This window comes from Thermoanaerobaculia bacterium, from assembly GCA_035717485.1.
In the GTDB taxonomy this organism is placed as follows: domain Bacteria; phylum Acidobacteriota; class Thermoanaerobaculia; order UBA5066; family DATFVB01; genus DATFVB01.
Window position 1 is genome coordinate 1 of record DASTIQ010000051.1, and the last position, 15,516, is coordinate 15,516.

14 protein-coding genes are annotated in these 15,516 nt (G+C 69.2%); 5 read left to right on the plus strand and 9 right to left on the minus strand.

The genetic code is table 11. The features are described 5' to 3' along the window. From VFS34_02680 to VFS34_02690, 3 genes are all read right to left on the minus strand, one after another. Positions 1-259, minus strand: a 259-nt coding sequence (locus tag VFS34_02680; protein ID HET9793342.1) for a flap endonuclease, incomplete at its 3' end; no start/stop codon positions are given. A gap of 22 nt (positions 260-281) precedes the next feature. Next, a complete protein-coding gene (locus VFS34_02685; GenBank protein HET9793343.1) occupies positions 282-641 on the minus strand; it encodes a hypothetical protein in 360 nt (119 codons plus the stop codon). A 184-nt stretch (positions 642-825) separates the two neighbouring features. After that, positions 826-1,560 carry a glucose 1-dehydrogenase gene (locus VFS34_02690; GenBank protein HET9793344.1) on the minus strand — a complete coding sequence of 245 codons (735 nt, stop codon included), beginning with the start codon at positions 1,558-1,560 and terminating at the stop codon, positions 826-828. 106 nt (positions 1,561-1,666) lie between these two features. Between VFS34_02690 and VFS34_02695 the strand changes: the two genes are divergently transcribed. Next, positions 1,667-2,323 (plus strand): TetR/AcrR family transcriptional regulator, encoded by a 657-nt coding sequence (locus tag VFS34_02695; GenBank protein HET9793345.1) that lies wholly within the window; start codon positions 1,667-1,669, stop codon positions 2,321-2,323. After that, positions 2,320-2,784, plus strand: coding sequence for a hypothetical protein (locus tag VFS34_02700; protein ID HET9793346.1), 465 nt, complete (start codon positions 2,320-2,322; stop codon positions 2,782-2,784). Before VFS34_02695 ends, VFS34_02700 begins: the two co-directional genes overlap by 4 nt. 123 nt (positions 2,785-2,907) lie before the next feature. Here VFS34_02700 and VFS34_02705 read toward each other — a convergent pair whose 3' ends face one another. From VFS34_02705 to VFS34_02720, 4 genes are all read right to left on the minus strand, one after another. Then, positions 2,908-3,411 carry a pentapeptide repeat-containing protein gene (locus tag VFS34_02705; GenBank protein HET9793347.1) on the minus strand — a complete coding sequence of 168 codons (504 nt, stop codon included), beginning with the start codon at positions 3,409-3,411 and terminating at the stop codon, positions 2,908-2,910. 172 nt (positions 3,412-3,583) lie between these two features. After that, the gene (locus VFS34_02710) at positions 3,584-4,549 is read right to left on the minus strand and encodes a cation diffusion facilitator family transporter (GenBank protein HET9793348.1); all 966 of its coding nucleotides are present in this window, start codon (positions 4,547-4,549) and stop codon (positions 3,584-3,586) included. Between the two features lie 55 nt (positions 4,550-4,604). Next, positions 4,605-7,208, minus strand: a complete 2,604-nt coding sequence (locus tag VFS34_02715) for a protein kinase (GenBank protein ID HET9793349.1) — start codon at positions 7,206-7,208, stop codon at positions 4,605-4,607. A 219-nt stretch (positions 7,209-7,427) separates the two neighbouring features. Next, positions 7,428-9,008, minus strand: a complete 1,581-nt coding sequence (locus VFS34_02720) for a radical SAM protein (GenBank protein ID HET9793350.1) — start codon at positions 9,006-9,008, stop codon at positions 7,428-7,430. A 97-nt stretch (positions 9,009-9,105) separates the two neighbouring features. Here VFS34_02720 and VFS34_02725 point away from each other — a divergent pair, with 97 nt between their 5' ends. Continuing rightward, complete coding sequence (locus VFS34_02725; GenBank protein HET9793351.1) at positions 9,106-11,418, plus strand: PQQ-dependent sugar dehydrogenase; 2,313 nt, start codon at positions 9,106-9,108, stop codon at positions 11,416-11,418. A 1-nt stretch (position 11,419) separates the two neighbouring features. On the opposite strand, the gene VFS34_02730 is transcribed toward VFS34_02725, so the two are convergent. After that, the gene (locus tag VFS34_02730) at positions 11,420-11,638 is read right to left on the minus strand and encodes a hypothetical protein (GenBank protein HET9793352.1); all 219 of its coding nucleotides are present in this window, start codon (positions 11,636-11,638) and stop codon (positions 11,420-11,422) included. A gap of 11 nt (positions 11,639-11,649) precedes the next feature. Here VFS34_02730 and VFS34_02735 point away from each other — a divergent pair, with 11 nt between their 5' ends. Beyond that, the gene (locus tag VFS34_02735) at positions 11,650-11,919 is read left to right on the plus strand and encodes a DUF1328 domain-containing protein (GenBank protein ID HET9793353.1); all 270 of its coding nucleotides are present in this window, start codon (positions 11,650-11,652) and stop codon (positions 11,917-11,919) included. A gap of 215 nt (positions 11,920-12,134) precedes the next feature. Further along, a complete protein-coding gene (locus VFS34_02740) occupies positions 12,135-13,805 on the plus strand; it encodes a hypothetical protein (protein ID HET9793354.1) in 1,671 nt (556 codons plus the stop codon). On the opposite strand, the gene VFS34_02745 is transcribed toward VFS34_02740, so the two are convergent. After that, positions 13,780-15,516 (minus strand): hypothetical protein (locus tag VFS34_02745; protein HET9793355.1); only part of this gene is annotated, 1,737 nt, incomplete at its 5' end. The genes VFS34_02740 and VFS34_02745 overlap by 26 nt on opposite strands.

A 15,516-nucleotide genomic window follows, 5' to 3' on the forward strand; every position in this document is an offset into this window, starting at 1 on the left:
GCGGCTCGAACTGGGCCCGGAGGGCCCGCTCGATCCCTTCGCCGGTCTTGTACCCCGGCCAGAGGCGATTGCGAAACGACTCGATGACGTGATCGGTCGCCACTCCGACGTGCGTCGCCCCCTTCTCGATCAGCTCGAGGACGGTGTTCGCGGCGCCGGCGACGGCCCCGAGCGGGCGGTCTTCGCCTTTGGTGAAGCGCCGGAGCCCGTAGAAATGCCGGAACAGCTCGTACGTTCCGTCGATGAGATGGACGATCACGGAAGCAGGGTCGCCGAGAAGGTCAGCCCCGGTCCCGCCAAGGCCCGCGGTGGACCCCCGGCGCGTCGTCCTCGTATTCGCGGGGAAAGCGCGCGACGAAACGCATGCCCAGGAAGATGAGCACCGTCAGGAACGCGACCGTGAAGGCGAGTGTCCGGCCCTGCCAGAGCTCGACGAACCAGTCGCGGAATTCGGCCGCCAGGATGTTCGCCTTGCCGCCATAGAGCTCGAGGTCGTGGAGGTACATCTTGTTCTGCATCGGGTCGTAGCCGTTCGGGTTGTCGGCGTCGGGGCCGGCGACGACGTAGATCACGATCGCCGCGGCGAACCCGATCGCGAGGATCGCCCGGCGGATTCGTTGCAGGCGACGGGAGTCGGCCATCGGCAGGAAGGGTATCGCAGCGTGGCTCCGGTCCGTGACGCAAGGTCAATGAGGCGCGGTCAGAGCCGAGCGAGACGCGCACCCACAGGCCGACGGCCCCGAACGCGTACCGGGAGCGTATGTCGCAGGGCGGCGCGGCCGGCACGCGCCCGTATTCGCTCGATGCATCGCCGCGCCTGCCGGGCTACTGTGCGGTGTAGGCGCCGTCGATCAGATACCCCGCGCCGGTCATGAACCCCGCCTCGTCGGAAGCCAGGAACGTCACGAGCGCCGCGACTTCCTCCGGCTCGCCGATCCGGCCGATCGGGTGCAGCGGCAGCACGGCGGCCTCCAGTTCCGCGGCGACGAGCGGCGTATGAACGAAGGCCGGCTGAACCGCGACGACGCGGATTCCGAACGGGGCGAGCTCGAGAGCGGCGGCCTTCGTCAACCCCTGGATCCCGTGCTTGGCCGCGACGTACGCCGGCGCGCCCTTGAAGCCGACGCTCCCCAGAATCGAGGACACGTTCACGATCACGCCGCCGCGGCCGCTCGCTTTCATGACGCGCGCCGCATGCTTGATCCCGTAGAAGACCGACGACAGGTTCGTGTCGATCACCCGCTGCCAGTCGGCCGCGCTCTTTTCCTCGATCGGGACCGCCCGCTCTCCGATGCCCGCGTTGTTGACGAGGACGTCGAGGCGCCCGAGCCGGGAGAGCGCGCCGTCGATCATTTCCCGCATCGAGTCCTCGCGGGAGACGTCGGCGGTCGCGGAGACGGCCGAGGCGCCGATCTCCTCCGCGACGGCCCGCGCCGCATCCTCGCGGCGGTCGGCGACGACGACCGAGGCCCCCTCCGCGGCGAACCGCCGGGCGATCGCGGCGCCGATGCCGCTGCCTCCTCCCGTGACGACGGTGTTTCTTCCGTCGAGCTTTCCCATGCGGCCTCCATCCTCCGGCGGCGGCCGGTTCGAGTCAACGGGGAGCGGGTGCCTTGACGACGGGGAAGGGCGCTGCCAGAATGATAATAATGATTACTATCTCAACATGAGCGCGGCTCTTCGCGAACCCAAGCAGGCCCGGAGCGTCGAAACCTGCAACCGTCTCCTCGATGCGGCCGAAGCGATCATGGAGGAGAAGAGCTTCGACGACGCGACGATCGAGGACATCGTGAGCCGGGCCGGGCTGACGACGGGGGCTTTCTACGCCCGGTTTCGAAACAAGGAGGCCCTGTTCCGTCACCTGGAGGATCGCATGACGTCGGAGTTCATCGCGATCTTCTCGGAGGTGACGGCCGGGACCGGAACCGCGGTCCGCGGCGGCGAGCTCCTGCGGCGGATCATCGCCGTCTGGGCGAGCGAGTACGTTCGGCGCCGCCCGGTGGCGCGCGCTCTCGTCCTGCGGTCGCATACCGACGTCCCGATCCATCGTCGGCTGCAGAACCTGAACCGCCTGAACCACGCGCGAACGATTCGCGGTCTGACCCGGGACAATGCGATCCGCCATCCGAACCGGGCGGTCGCGGTCGATTTCGCGATGCTCGCGGCGCGCTCGGTGTTGCGGGAGGCGATCCTCTTCCGCGAGGTCTGGCCGGGCCGTCCGCCCCTCTCGGTGGATGCGCTCGTGCGTGAGCTCACCCGGATGACGCTCGCCTACCTCGGAATCGACGCCGATTCCGACGGCGAAGCGGCCGACGGCGAATGAGCGGCGGCGAACTCGCCGGCGGCGGAGCGGCCTCTCCGGAGGAGATCGCCGGAGCGCTGTACGCGTGCATCTCGGGGCCGGCGGGGGCCGCGCGCGACTGGGCCCGGTTCCGGAAGCTCTTCGCCCCCGAGGCACGCCTCATGCCGCTCGCCGCGGGAGAGGACGGGTCAACGAGGCCCGAGGTCTTCGACGTGGAGGCGTACGTCGGCTCGAGAAGCCGGCTGCTCGCCTCGGTCTCGTTCTGGGAGATCGAAACCGACCGCCGGGTCTTCGTATGGGGCGACGCCGCCCACGTATTGTCGTTCTACGAGTCGCGGCGGACGCCGGACGGTCCACCCTTCATGGCGGGGGTCAACAGCATTCAGCTTTACCGATCGGAAGGCCGCTGGCGGGTCGTCTCGATGCTGTGGGACAACGGTCCCGACGCGCGGGCCCGAATCGGAGAAAGCGAAGAGATCTGAGATCGTCCGCCGAACAGATCCGCCTTTACGGCCGCTCCTGCCCCCCACGAACCCTCGCCTGCCCCAAAAAAAAGGCGCCCCGGAGGACCGGGGCGCTGGGAAGGAGTTGGTTGGTTGGTTGGGTTAGACGCTCTTGCCGGACAGCGACTTTCCGGACAGGGACTTTCCGGAGAGCGACTTGCCCGAGAGGCTCTTGCCCGAAAGCGACTTCCCGGAGAGCGACTTGCCAGACAGGCTCTTGCCCGAGAGCGACTTCCCGGAGAGGGACTTGCCCGAGAGGCTCTTGCCCGAGAGCGACTTGCCGGACAGGCTCTTGCCCGAGAGCGACTTGCCCGAGAGGGATTTGCCCGAGAGCGACTTGCCGGAGAGGCTCTTGCCCGAGAGCGACTTGCCCGAGAGGCTCTTACCCGAGAGCGACTTCCCGGAGAGCGACTTGCCCGAAAGGGACTTGCCGGAGAGGCTCTTGCCCGAGAGCGACTTGCCCGAGAATTCCTCGGGGGAGGGCGCCGTCACCGCCGGGTTGTTGCCGAGGCTGCCGACCCGGATCTCGCCCATCTCTTTGCCCGTGCCTTCTTTGATCTTGGCCTTCTGTTCGTCCGTAAGCTTGATTCTGACTTCGTTCGACATTTTGTTCCTCCGCTTTCTGGGAGTCACCAAGCGCAACGTTCGAGCCATGTTCTTCAAGAGCAACCCGCAGACTCAGAGTGCTGTTGAAACGACACTTATCTGCGTTCTGGCGATGCCTGGCTTCGACCTCGTGAATCTTTTCGTCGTGAATTTTTCACAATAAGTGAATTTCTCACATGCCGTCGAGCCCGACGCGCCCCACGCGGCTCCCCCCGGATGCCTTTGATCCCGCCAGCGATTCCGCCTCGAGAAAGATGCGCCGAACTTCGGGGAAGCGGCGCCGGATCTCCGCCTCGAGGCGTCGCACCGCGCTTTCGACGTCCTCGAGGGAAAGACCTCGGCGAAACCGGAGCTCGAGATTCAGCAGGACGTCTGCGGGCCCGAGGTGCATCGTGAGCGGAGCTCCGGCGGTTTCCACGGCGTCGTCCTCGGAAGCGATCCGCCGGATCGCCTCCGCCCGCTCGCCGTCCAGACTCTCGCCGATCAGCAGCCCGCGCGTCTCGTAGAGCAGGATCGCGGCGACGGCGCCGAGAACGATGCCGATCAGGATCGAAGCGACGCCGTCGAAGACCCGCGTCCCGAGAAGGGCGTCGAGCCCGAGCCCCGCCGCGGCGACGCCGATCCCGACGAGCGCCGCCGAGTCTTCGAGCAGAACGACGAACTGCGTCGGATCCTTGCTCCGGCGGATCGTCTCGACGATTCCCCGGCCGCTCGGCTGGTTCTTTCGGAAGTGCCGCAACGAGATCACCCACGAGATCGACTCGAACACCGCGGCGAAGCCGAGCACCCCGTAGTTCCAGGCGGGCCTGGCGAGATCGGTGGGATGAACGACGTGGAGGATCCCCTCGTAGACCGAGATCCCTCCGCCGGCGCCGAAGATGACGAGGGAAACGACCATCGACCAGAAGTACAGCTCGCGGCCGTGGCCGAACGGGTGCGCGCGATCCGCCGGGCGCCGGCTGAGCCGTTCGCCGAGGAAGAGGAGCAGGCCGTCGGCCGAATCGACGACAGAATGAACCGCTTCCGAGAGCAGCGCCGAGCTCCCGGTGACGAACGCCGCGGCGAACTTTCCCGCCGCGATGACGACGTTGGCCGCGACCGCCGAGAAGATGACGAAAACCGAGCCTTCGCGCGCCACGGCGGGAGACCTGCGAAGGCCGTACCAGCAGGGATATCTTGCAGCCGGGTCCGCGTCAGCGGAGGCCGTCGACACGGATCAGATCGCTCAGCGAGCGGCGGAAAGAGAAGGCGATCGTCTTCCCGTCGGGCGTCATCCGGATCGGCGCGACGGCCAGGACCCCTGCCTTGTCCGCCGGTTCGACGGAGCGGAAGAGCTCGTTCCTTCCCGTGGCGACGTCGAGCTTCCGGATCCGCCCCGGGAGCGCCGTCGCGTCCTGGTAATACACGCTTCTCCCCGATGGGTCCCACGCGAGCACGCAGCGCGCTTCCGGAGCGGCCGGCACGAGACGCGGAGGCCCGCCGCCGACGGGGATGAGAGCGATCCGGCCGTCCGCCGCGACCGCGGCGATGGTAAACGGATCGGGCGACACCGCGAAGCACTGAGTCGAGCCGAGCGGCGGCGCCTCGATCGGCCGTGCGGAAGCGTCCTCGGGAGTACGGACGTAGAAGAGCGAGCCTCCCGTCGCCGACGACGCTGAAATCACGATCCGTTTTCCATCGGGCTGCCACTCGACCCATTCGGGGTCGAAGCCGGGCGTATCGACCGGCTGCGGCCGGCCGGCGCCGGTCGGCACGATCGTGAGCTCGCGCTTCGGTTTCTCTCCCCCCCGCGCAGCGGCGTTCTCGCGGATGATCGCCGCGAAACGTCCGTCGGGCGAGAAGGAGCCTTCGAAGCCGAATCCGAGCCGGCTGGCCGGAGATCCGTCGGTCCGCCGGATGTAGGTCACGTACTCTCCCACCGAAGTGACCGCCCGCCCCTGTTCCGAGAAGAGCAGCCATTGCCCGTCGCGGCTGACGTCGGTGGGCCAGGTCCAGTCCAGCCACGACATGTCTTTCGGCGCCGCCGCCGCGGGAGTGACGATCTGCGTCTCGCGCCGCTGGTCGAACCGCGCCATCAGCGCCTGCCCGTTTCGGAAATCCAGCAGGTTGTCGAAGGCGCCGGCCGAAAGAAGCGTGCGCTCGCGGCCCGAAAGGGACGAAGCCCCGAGGTAGAACCCCTCGCTGCGCGTGGCGGTCCAGTAGACCTCGCGGCCGTCGCCGGACCACGCGACCCCGCGGAGGTTCCCGAATCCCTTCGCGACTTTCGTGAGCCGTCCCGAACGAGTGACGACGGCGACGTCGCCGAGCGAATCCCCCTCCGATCCGTGCAGTTCGAACGCGACGCGGTCGCCGTCGGGCGAAACGCGCACGCCGTCGATCCACCCGCCGGTCGAATAGAGCGTCTTCCCGGCCGGGTACTCGAGCACGCACTGCCGGCCGACCATCCGAGCGATCGCGAAATCGTTCCCGTCGGGGGACCAGTCCGCACTGACTACGCGCTCGGCGACCGGGCGAGGCGTCCCGCCCGTGATCGGGACCCGGGCGAGCGTGGATTCCGACATGAAGCCGTAGGTGTAGTGGAAGCCGAGCCCGATCGCGAGCTCGTCGGATTTCGACACCGAAAAGAGCTGCGCCGGGGGAAGGTCGAGCTTCTGCGATTCGGGACCGGTCGATCGGACGCTGTAGATCGCGATCGGTTCGTCCTGGAGCGTCGCGGAATAGACGACGGTCTTCCCGTCCGAGAGGAACCTCGCCGAAAGCACCGCCCCGCGCCGGAACGTCAGCGGCATGTAGGTCGGGGGATGCTCCCGGGCGTTCCGCGCGCCGTTCCGGCGGCCGAGCAGGAACGCCGCGGCCGCGAGCATCAGCGCGGCGGCGAGGGCGGCGGCCGGAACCCAGCGGCGCACCGGAATGCGGGCGCGCGCCGGCCCGCTCCGGATCGACGAATCGCCGGCCGCGTGCTTGAGGTCGAACGCGACGTCGCGCGCGGACTGGAATCGCTCCGCGGGCGACTTCTCCAGGCAGTGCCGGACGATCCGGTCGAAATCGGGCGGGACGCCGCGCACCGTCGAGATCTCCGGCGGGTCTTCCTTCAAGACCGAATTCATCGTCTCGATGGCCGAATCGCCCTTGAACGCACGGCGACCGGTCGCCATCTCGTAGAGGACGGAGCCCAGGGAAAAAATGTCGCTTCGATGATCGGCCGCGCGGCCGCGCACCTGCTCCGGGGCCATGTAGCCGACCGTTCCCAGAACCGTTCCGGGATCCGTCGGCGAGGAGACGGTCGGAGAAGCGGTCGCGGAGTCGTCGATCGCCGGCGCCGCCTTCGCGAGGCCGAAATCGAGGATCTTCACGCGGCCGTCCGGGGCGACGAAGACGTTCTCGGGCTTGAGATCCCGGTGCACGATCCCGCGCTCGTGCGCCGCCGCGAGGCCCTCGGCGATCTGGACGCCGTAGTCGACGCATTTGCGGAAAGGAAGCGCACCCCCTTCGAGCCGGTCGCGGAGGGTCGATCCTTCGAGGAGCTCGGTGACGGCATAGGCGACGCCGTCCTCGGTTTTGCCGACGTCGTGGATCGCGAGGATGTTCGGGTGCGAGAGCGCGGCGACCGCCTTCGACTCGCGCTCGAAGCGGGCGGCCGCGTCGCGGTCGGAGGCGAGGCGCTCGGGAAGGACCTTGATCGCGACGTCGCGGCCGAGGCGGGTGTCCCTGGCTCTGTAGACTTCACCCATGCCTCCGGCTCCCAGGGGCGAGACGATTTCGTAAGGTCCGAGTTTGACGCCGGCCGCAAGCGTCATGAAAGCCTCTCGGCCGCGCCATACCCGCCGTCGCCAGGGCGATGGCGGGACTTCCGGCTCGCGGCAGCGAGCGAAGGCGGATCGTACGGACCGAGTCTCGTTCCCGGGCTCGGGACGGGCCTTTCCGGGGGCAGACCCGATGTCGCGCCGAAGCTGGTGACTTTCAGTCGATGTTCCTCGACCGATATTAGCGCACGGCCGCCGCCGTTCGTCGCGGCGTCAGAGGACGGAAGCGCGGATCGGGGCGGGAGCGGCAGCGGGGGCGACGCCGATTCCCTCTTCCGTCTTGCGGTACGCCTCGGGATCGTGTCGAAGCGCGCCCTCGGGAAGCCACTTCCAGAAGGGGCCGAGCTCCTGCCGCACGAGGTCGGAATAGAAAGCGGGAATCTCCTCGGTGTCCTGATGGAAGAAGTCGCGGACGCTCCGATCGGCCTCGAGGCGCCGCCGGACCTCGCGGTAGTGGACGAGGCGTCCGAAGCCCTCCGAGGAGACGGCGCGAACGACGTTGAGCCACCGCGGGATCGGCGTGCGCGCGGCCCGGAAGCGCCTCGAGATCGCCTTCCACGAAAACGTGTATTTCGTGAGCGCGATCACCTCGTCGTAGAAGTCCGGCCAGGAGTAATTCTTCGGGCGCACGTTCATCGCGCGGTTGTTGTCGAGGAAGTGGAAGGGGAACGGCAGAACGCGCCCCGCGCGCTGGTACTCGAGATTGAGCGGCGCCGCGCGCCCGAAGGCGGACAGAAGCGAATAGCCCGGGAAGGCCCCGGGGGCGAGGTCGATGAAGCGGCGCGTCAATTCGAAGGGCTCGGGGCCGGCGTCGGAATCGAGGCCGAGAACGAAATTCGTCTGGACGTAGGGAACGTACCGGAGGATCAGGTTGACGTGCTCCGACACCTGCCTGACCTTCTCCATCCCCCGGCTCTGACCCGTCCTCGACTTGTTGCCGAGGTCGTACCAGGATTCGACTCCGGGAAGGAGCGCTTTGAAACCGCTCCGCGCCAGACGCTTCAGGTGCGGCTCGGAAAGGAGCGAGAGGCTGCTCTCGGCGGCGAAGTCGACGCTGCCGGGCGGGACGGCGTCGTCGATCGCGTCGAGATAGTCGTCGAACCGGACCCCGAAGTTCGGATCGTGCCATCCGACGCGGGGACGGCCGAGGGTGCGCTTCAAGAACCTCAGGTCGTCGCGCAGCATGCCGAAGTCGAGCGGTTGATAGGGGACGACCGAATCGATGCAGAAGCTGCACGTGTACGGGCAGCCGAGGCTCCCGAGCATCGGCACGATCTTCAGGAACGGGGCCTTCCTCAGGGTGGGCTCGATGAACTTCCAGCGCTCGCGAACGCTCGGCAGGGACGCCGGCTGCCGTTTCGCATCGAGGTGCAACCCCTCGCCGGGGTGGGGAGAGCAGTCTCGCAGGATCTCGCCGACGATCGTCCGGTCGGTGAACCCGGCGACGTAATCGAAGTACCGCCGCGCGTCTTCGGGATAGCACCGCGCGTGCGGCCCGCCGAGGACCGTGACCGCTCCCCGCGCCCGGAAGTAGCCGCTCAGCGCGTAGGCCAGGAGCGCCGCTTCCGTGAACGCGCCGATGAAGACGATGTCGACGCTTTCGGGCAGCTCGGCGGCGAGGTTCTCGAGTCCCGTGTAGCAGACGAACGTGACGGCATGACCTTCCGCCTCGCACCACGCGGCGACGACCTGCGGCATGACGCTCGCGAGGTTGGCGTGCATCACCCGGGCGTACAGAGCCCGCGTCGGGCCCCGGCTGACGAGATCGATGACTCCCACCCGAAGCTTGCGCATTTCTCGTCATTCTATCGGGCAGACCCCGGCAGGAGGTGGAAGTGCCGCAAAACGGATCTTCCGGATATCCGGCATCCGCATTGCAATTCGGGGTTCCGTGCCCGCGCCAACCGTCCGGAAGAGCCCCCGGCGAGCGCTTCTGTGCGCGCTGGCGTTTGCCGTTGCCGCCGCGGCCCCGGCGTCCGCTCAGCCTCGTCTGCTTCCCGGATTCCAGGATTCTCTCGTCGTCGGCGGGTTGACGCACCCGACGGTCGTCCGTTTCTCCCCGGACGGCCGGATGTTCGTCGCGGAGAAAAGCGGCCTGGTAAAGGTCTTTCCCTCGTTGTACGTTCCGCAGCCGTCGATCTTCGCGGATCTCACGAAGAACGTCGACGACTACTGGGACCGGGGCCTTCTCGGGATGGCGCTCGATCCCGGCTTTCCGCAGAAGCCGTACGTCTACGTCCTGTACGCGTTCGACGCGCCGATCGGCGGAACGGCGCCCGTCTGGAACGACGGTTGCCCGACGCCGCCGGGGCCGAACACGGACGGGTGCGTCGTGAGCGGGCGGCTCTCGAGGCTCACGGCGTCCGGCAGCCGCATGTCGGGCGGGGAGAAGGTCCTCGTCAACGCGTGGGGGCAGCAGTTTCCGAGCCACTCGGTCGGCTCGCTCCAGTTCGGATTCGACGGGGCGCTCTATGCGAGCGCCGGAGAAGGCGCGAGCCTCGGAACGGTCGATTACGGGCAATTCGGCGGAAACCCGCTCGGAGATCCTCCCGGCGGAGTCGGGGGCGTGATGCAGCCTCCGTGGGCGGAGGGCGGGGCTCTCCGCAGCCAGAGCCTCCGGAGAAGGCGGGGAGAGCCGGCGGTCCTGAACGGGACGGTCATCCGGGTCGATCCGGCGACCGGGAACGCCCGGTCCGACAATCCTCTCGCCGCGAGCGCGGACGCCAACGCCCGGCGCATCGTCGCATACGGTTTCCGGAACCCTTTCCGGTTCACGATCCGCCCCGGCACGGGCGCGTTGTGGATCGGCGACGACGGGACGAACCTGTGGGAGGAGATCAACGTCGCCCCGCGTCCCGCGTCCGAAGTGAAGGACTTCGGCTGGCCCTGTTTCGAGGGGGCGTTCCCGATGCCCGACTGGGTCAGCGCGCAGGTGAACATCTGCATGAACGATCTCTACCGCGACCCCTCGGCCGCGGCCGCGCCCTGGTTCGCCTACCGTCATTCCGACGACGTCGTCGCGGGCGACGGCTGCGCGAAAGCGGGTTCCTCGGTGACCGGTCTCGCGTTCTACGGGGGAGGGAGCTATCCGACGGCCTACGACGGAGCCCTCTTCTTCGCCGACCACACCCGCAACTGCACCTGGGTGATGTTCGCCGGCTCGGGGGGCGATCCGGACCCTTCCACGCGAACCCTCTTCATCGGGAACGCCTCGCATCCCGTGGACCTCGAGATCGGCCCGGGCGGCGATCTCTACTACGTCGACTACGAGGGCGGAGCGATCCGCCGCGTCCAGTACGGGGCGCCGACCGCTTCGGCGGTCGCCGACCGAACGGAAGGCGCGCCCCCGCTCACGGTGAAGCTCGACGGGACCGGCTCGCACGGGTTCCGGCCGGGCGACACGCTCTCCTACGCCTGGGATTTCAACGGCGACGGCGACTATTCCGATTCGGCCGACCCCCGGCCCACGACGACGATCACGGAGTCGGGCGTGCACGCCATCCGCCTGCGCGTCACCGACGAGCGCGGGGTGTCCGCCTGGAGCGATCCGATCGCGATCGCCGCGTACGACGAGGCTCCGGAAGCGTCCATCGACGCGCCCGCCGGCGGATCGGCATGGTCCGTCGGCGATGCGATCCGGTTCAGCGGCCACGCGGCCGATCCGAAAGAGGGCGCGCTTCCTTCTTCGGCGATGACCTGGACTCTCGTGATGCACCATTGCCCGTCGGGTTGCCACACGCACGACATCCAGACGTTTTTCGGCGTATCGGGGGGGACCTTCAACGCGCCCGATCACGAGTACCCGTCGTCCCTCGAGCTGCGGCTGACGGCGGTCAATTCCCTCGGAATCCCCGGGATCGCGAGCGTGTACCTCCCGCCGAAAACCGCCGCGCTCTCCTTCGACTCCCTCCCGCGCGGACTGAAGCTCGACGCCGGCGACGGACCGGAAACGACTCCGTTCTCCCGGACCGTCATCGCCGGTTCCCGGAACACCGTCAGCGCTTCGGGCCGGCAGACGATCGACGGGAGGACGTATCTTTTCCGGTCCTGGTCGGACGGAGGCGAACCGACGCACGTCGTCGATGCGTCGGCTCCCGAACGCTCACTGACCGCGATCTATCAAGCGGAGACGGTTCTTCCCGTTCCGCCGCCGACCCCGGCACGGATCGAAGGGAGGCCGCCGGGACACGGCGAATCGCCCTGACTCAGGAGTCGGGCTTCGGTCGTTCCTCGGTCAGGATGTCCGTCCAGCGGCGCCCGAAGCCGCGCGGCTCTCGTCGCGGATTGCGGCGCTCGAGGAGCCGGTAGTTTCGAACCGCCCGGAAGCTCAGCTCCATGCAGGGGCGGCAGTAGCGGGCTCCCTCCAGGATGAAGAGCGGCCCTTCGACCCCGCAGCGGTGGCACGTTCCGGTCACGGGAAGCATCGGAGCAACGAGTGTGCCGCCGCCCGGGCGACCTCTCGAGCCGAGTTCTGGCATTCCCGATGCACATCCTCTCGGGAGGGCGGGCGGAACGCTCCGCCCGGGAGGGTGTCATGCTGAGGCTCGCCGTCGTCTTCCTTCTCGTCGGGATCGTCGCGGCACTCCTGGGGTTCACGTCCATCGCCGGAGCGTCGTTTGCGATCGCCAAGATCTTCGCGTTCCTCTTCCTCGTGCTTTTCCTCGTCTTCCTGCTGATCGGCATGAGCGTCGCCCGGCGCGTGTGAGGCTGACCCTGCCGGGTCGGCAGTCGCGAGTCGGGGAGTCCGCGAGTCGAAAGTCGCGAGGCGACGGTCGCGCGTCGCGGGTTCCGGGGTTTCTTCGGCGCTCCCAAGTCCTGACTCGCCACTGACCGAGTCGGGACTCCCTCCGGCCGGCTCGCGACGGATCGGCTCGCCACTTCCCGGGGCGTCGGTTACCATCGGCCGATGGCGCCGCGGAGATGAGGTCGCGGATCGGCGGCGGCCGTCGCCGGGGCAAGATGGGCCCCGCCGTCCTCGTCGTCCTCGGCATGGCGGGTCTCTTCGTCTACCTGTGGGCGGCGATGCGCGGCCCCGTGGTGGTCTGGTCCGACAGCCGCATCGATCTCGCTCTCGCCCGCGAACGGCTCGGTTTCCTCGGAGGAAAGGCCTATCGCGACGTCGGCGGCTGGGGACACGCGATCAAGCCCGGGTACATCCTGTTCCTCACGCTCTGCCGGACGTTTTTCGGCAATCCCGTCCGGGCCTCGGTCGTGATCCAGTCTCTCGCCCTCTTCGCGGCGATCGCGGCCGTCGCGGCCCTCGTCGCCGGGAAACGAGGACGCGGTCACGGAGCGGCGTTCTTTCTCGCCGTGCTCGCCATGCTTTCGTTCCGCGACGCCGCGAGCGCGGTGATGAGCGAGTCCCTCGCGACCGCCGGCTTCGTCGCGGCCGCCGCGGTTATCGCGCTCGCCCGCGGCGACACGATCCGGCGGCTCTTCCTCCTGGGAGCGGCGATCGCGGCGCTCTTCCTCGTTCGCCCGAACGTCGGCGCGGCCGCGGGAGTGCTCGCCCTCGTGGGCCTCGAGTCTCCCCGCCTCCGCCGGCCGGTCGTCTGGGGCGCGCTCGCGGCCGGTTTCCTGGCGCTCTGGGCGCCGCTCGAGCTCGCGCGGCGCGCGCACGATCCTTCGCCGGGGCGATCGGGGATGTCGAGCGCCGTGCTGACCGGCTCGCTCGACTATCTCTGGCCGGCCGTCGTCCCGCACTGGCCCGCCGCCGCGACTCCCGCCGGGACCGCGCGAGACGAGCTGCGGCTCGCCGGTTCGCGCTGGGCGGCGATGTGGCCGCCGGCCACCCCGGAGATCCGCCGGCAGTGGATCTGGCGGGCATTCCACGCCCTGCTCGGGACCGACTATTACGACGCGAGCTGGTCGGCGGCGTACTGGCGCATCGACGAGGGCGCGAAGATCGCGCGGCCGTTTCTCGTCCTCCTCGCCGTCGGGTGGACGCTCTGCGGGTGGCGAAGTCGGGAGACCCGGCGGTTCGCGCTCCTCGGGACGATCCTGATTCTCATGGTCGTCGCGCAGAGTCTCCTCGTCGGATCGCTCCCTCGCTACGGCCTTCCGTTCCTCGCGCCGCTCCTCCTCTTCGCGGTCCTCTCGGCGACGCGGAAATTCATCGCGCCGCTCCTGGCGGCCGCGGCTTTCGCGTGGCTCGTCTGGTCCCGCCCCGGCGTGCTCGACCGCGAATGGGGCCGCATCGAAAAGAGCGGCGTCGTGGTGCGGCAGGAGATTCCCCGAAACGGGCTCGATCGGCGGAGATCGGAGCTCCGCGTGCGGATCGGATCGCTGACCGGCGCGACTTCGGCGGAGCTCTCGATCGAGGACGAGAGCGGCCGGCCCCTCTTTTCGAGCCGCCGGAATCCGCATCCGGAGAGCCCCACCATCGTCGTCCCGCTGCCCGCCGATCTCGTCGAGCGCAACCGCCGGGCGCCCGTCGAGATCCGGTTCGTCGCGGGCGGCGGGTTCGACGCCACGAACTTCTACGTGTTTCCCGTCGTTCCCCGGCCCTGGGGAGCTCCGGCCCGCCGGGAGGGGAGCCGGGCGCTTTCGCCGACCACGGGCGTCCTCAGCGGCGGGCTGGACTGGTGGTAGCGCCGGAGAGCGTCTCCTCGCCGCGGACGGATTCGGAGCGCCCCCGGAAGCCGGGGTCGAGCGCGGCACTCCCGAACATCGACGGCGTCGAGTATTCCGGCAGCAGGGGGCCGCGCGCGAGCACGTCGAGGTCTTCCTTCAGCCGGAGGACGAGCGGCCGGAGCTCGGGGGGATAGGCCGCGAGAGCCTGCGGCGCGGCCGCCGCATTCAGAAACGGACGCCACCGCGTGACGGAGTAGAGGCCGGCGGGAAGGGGAAGATTCGCGTCGGGGAAACGCAGGTGCGGGTAGAGCCCCGCGAGGCCGCCGAATTCCGATCCTCCCACGATTCCGAGCGTGACCCGCCGCTCGATCGCCCTCTTCTCGAGGCGGCCGAGGTCCTGTCCCCAGTCGAGATTGGAATCCGCGAACCATTCCTCCATCGGCCCGATCGCGCGGCCGAGCGCGGACGAATCGGCGACCCAGTACGGATACGCCCATGCGGCGCCCGCGATCGAAAGGGCCGCCGCCGCGACGAGAGCGCGGGGAGCCATGCGGGCGAGCGGCGCCGCCCAGAGCGCGAGGAAGGGATAGATCGGCAGGAGGTATCGCGCGCCGAGGAGATAGTGCGCGGGGAGAGCGGCCGCGAAGTACAGGACCGGCGGAACGATCGCGTGGAGGGGCAGCCGGCGCGCCGCGAAGGCGACGCCGGCGAGCCCCGCCAGAAGGGCGACCGTCCCGAACTTGAACGCGACGCATGCGGGAAAGTAGCCGGAAGCGCCGGTCGTCGTGATCCGGCCGTGGAAGAACGCGGGATACCCTCCCCGCCGGAACGCGGGCGAACCGACGAGCGCCGTGCCCAGCGCGTAGCGCGCGAGTCCCGGGCTCACGCCGGCGAGCCGCTGGGCCGCGGCGAGAACGGGCCCCATCCCGCCGGCATCGAGCCGGTTCGTCGTTCCGCCGCTCCGCGCCGCCGCGATCTCCGAGCGAACCTCCGCCGCGGACGCGTTGCGCGAGGCCCATCCGCAGATCGCGGCGAGCGTCGCGCCCGCCACGATCGCGACCGCGAGATGCGCCGCGAGCCCGCGGCGGGACGGCCGCCGCAGAAAGGAAACTCCGACGACCGCGGGCACCAGGAAGACGGCCGAGTATTTCGCCGCCAGGGCGGCGCCGAGGACAACGCCGGCTGCCGCGATTCGACTCCCGCGGAACCGGCCGTCGGGAGCGTCGAGGAGGAACGCGCCGCAGAACACGAGAGCCGCCACGGGGGCGTCCGTGGCGATGAAATGGGCATGCGCGCCGAAGAGCGTCGAGGACGCCAGGAGCGCCGCCGACGCCCAGCCGCCGGCCGCTCCGCCGAACGAAGCGCCCCAGGCGCCGCAGGCGGCAATCGCCGCGAGCGCGATCGCGATCGCGGGAAGGCGCGCGGCGAAGATCCGCGTTCGAGCGCTCTCGTGCGGATCCAGGAGAAGCGAGGGCGCCGGCGCCCGGGGATCCGTCCCCCGGGGCGCGGCCTCCGCGCGCGACCGCCAGGGACGCGCGGCCGCGGAGGCGAGGATCTTGACGAGCGGCGGGTGCTCGGGGTTCGCCGACGGGTTCCCGAGATCGAAGGCGAGCGATCCGTCGAAGAAATGGATCGGCTCGTCGACGATCGGGGCGTCGTTCCAGGCGAGCGCGAGCTGCGCGGCGGTCCAGACGACGCAGAGCGCGGCCAGGGCCCACGCGAGGGAGTT

What these genes read in the sequence shown, in the direction of transcription:
- VFS34_02720 (HET9793350.1), bottom strand. Translation starts at nt 9,008, where the DNA reads ATGCGCAAGCTTCGGGTGGGAGTCATCGATCTCGTCAGCCGGGGCCCG.
- VFS34_02700 (HET9793346.1), top strand. Translation starts at nt 2,320, where the DNA reads ATGAGCGGCGGCGAACTCGCCGGCGGCGGAGCGGCCTCTCCGGAGGAG.
- VFS34_02705 (HET9793347.1), bottom strand. Translation starts at nt 3,411, where the DNA reads ATGTCGAACGAAGTCAGAATCAAGCTTACGGACGAACAGAAGGCCAAG.
- VFS34_02690 (HET9793344.1), bottom strand. Translation starts at nt 1,560, where the DNA reads ATGGGAAAGCTCGACGGAAGAAACACCGTCGTCACGGGAGGAGGCAGC.
- VFS34_02740 (HET9793354.1), top strand. Translation starts at nt 12,135, where the DNA reads ATGAGGTCGCGGATCGGCGGCGGCCGTCGCCGGGGCAAGATGGGCCCC.
- VFS34_02695 (HET9793345.1), top strand. Translation starts at nt 1,667, where the DNA reads ATGAGCGCGGCTCTTCGCGAACCCAAGCAGGCCCGGAGCGTCGAAACC.
- VFS34_02715 (HET9793349.1), bottom strand. Translation starts at nt 7,208, where the DNA reads ATGACGCTTGCGGCCGGCGTCAAACTCGGACCTTACGAAATCGTCTCG.
- VFS34_02685 (HET9793343.1), bottom strand. Translation starts at nt 641, where the DNA reads ATGGCCGACTCCCGTCGCCTGCAACGAATCCGCCGGGCGATCCTCGCG.
- VFS34_02730 (HET9793352.1), bottom strand. Translation starts at nt 11,638, where the DNA reads ATGCTTCCCGTGACCGGAACGTGCCACCGCTGCGGGGTCGAAGGGCCG.